The sequence below is a fragment of the Thiomicrospira microaerophila genome, assembly GCF_000934765.1.
GTDB classification, from domain to species: domain Bacteria; phylum Pseudomonadota; class Gammaproteobacteria; order Thiomicrospirales; family Thiomicrospiraceae; genus Thiomicrospira; species Thiomicrospira microaerophila.
The window spans coordinates 1-1334 of the sequence record NZ_JYNN01000103.1 but is presented as its reverse complement, the minus strand read 5'-3'; the positions used below and the strand labels follow the sequence as shown (position 1 = coordinate 1334).

Sequence of the window (1334 nt, the reverse complement as noted above, 5' to 3'; positions counted from 1 at the left end):
AAAGCGTCAGGTTGTCGAAAAAGGACGTTTTGATGAGCGATATCAAATCACAGTGCCCGAGATATTATCCGCCAAAAAAAGTGAACAAAACAATGGATAAAGATAGCTCACACTACAAACAGGTTTCGTTGCTCATAAGAATGCTGCCTGTAGTCGCAACCGAGCCAGTTTTTGCACTTAAAGGTGGCACAGCTATTAATTTATGTTTACTGCCGAGTAGGCGGCTTGGAAGATCGTGAAAATCCTTCACTCCTATGCCAAGGAGTTTACTGCCGAGTAGGCAGCTTGGAAGAATGATGGCTGAGATCAAGAGCGCACGCGTACGGTTTACTGCCGCGTAGGCCGCTTGGAAGCGCGTATGCGTAGGCTAACCTTGTGTAGTATCTTGAGGGCTGAATAAGCCGAAACCTAAGGCGCTATTTTTTAGCGTGTTTGTCTAGTACATCATCACCGCTGTAAGCGATGATAGCCAGTACGGCAATCGCGATGATAGCGAGAATGATTTTTGCTGTTTCCATGCAGGTGGCCTCTAGAAAATGTGAACTTGATTAGGGTAACACTGAGTGTGTTGATATTCAATCTTGTTGGTATCACAAATCTAAGTGTAACGGGCTTAACATGATCACATTGTAACAGTACGCCTTTAGCCTAGGTGGCGACCCATGCGCGTCGGCTTCACTCCGCGTGTGTTGGTTGGCTTGGGAGTGAGAAGGGGGCAGAATGGTGGGCAGGGCTAGGGAATGTTTGAAGGGATGGTCTGAGGGCTTTAGTGTGTAACATAAATCAATAAATGCGCTAACAAACTGTTATAATTATGTTTTTATCTATTATGTGTATGGCTAGGGTATGGATCAACACGCATTAAAAGTGGCGGCACAAAACCTGATTGAGCTCATGGCCCAGCTTAAACAGGTGCTGCTTGATCATCAGTTGGCTATCAGCGGCTTTAGACCTTTGAGTGATAGCCAGCCGGCAACCCGTGCCATTTATCCAGCGCGATTAAGTGAATCTGAGTTAAGCAGGCTTGCAGATCAGGTGTGTGATCTTTGGATCAGCGATAAGCCCGCTGTTCATGCCGCCGTGTTGGTATGTAATGAGGTGGCTGTGCTCGAGATGATTAATCAGGTAAATCAAGCCAAGACTGATTTGTGCCATCAGATTGATCGTGTTAAAAAACAGCTGTTTGTTGAGCAAGAGCGTCGGGTTAATCCACAGGCCAGCGATCTGTTTTTAGATGCCATGTCACTGGCGAGGAGTGAGTTCTTAAACAAAAACCGTGATAACCGGTTTAATGCGATGGTCGCAAAAATGGGGTTTGCGGCAATGGACTTTAC

General features: G+C 46.1%; 1 protein-coding gene and 2 pseudogenes. All 3 read left to right on the top strand.

Translation table 11 applies throughout. From position 1 onward, the window contains the following. Positions 1-100, top strand: a pseudogene (locus NA59_RS15630) (type IV toxin-antitoxin system AbiEi family antitoxin domain-containing protein); the annotation flags it as partial. Next, positions 93-227 (top strand): annotated as a pseudogene (locus NA59_RS15245) (nucleotidyl transferase AbiEii/AbiGii toxin family protein); the annotation flags it as partial. The pseudogenes NA59_RS15630 and NA59_RS15245, both read left to right, overlap by 8 nt. A gap of 619 nt (positions 228-846) precedes the next feature. After that, positions 847-1334 (top strand): hypothetical protein (locus NA59_RS12735; protein ID WP_044413594.1); only part of this gene is annotated, 488 nt, incomplete at its 3' end.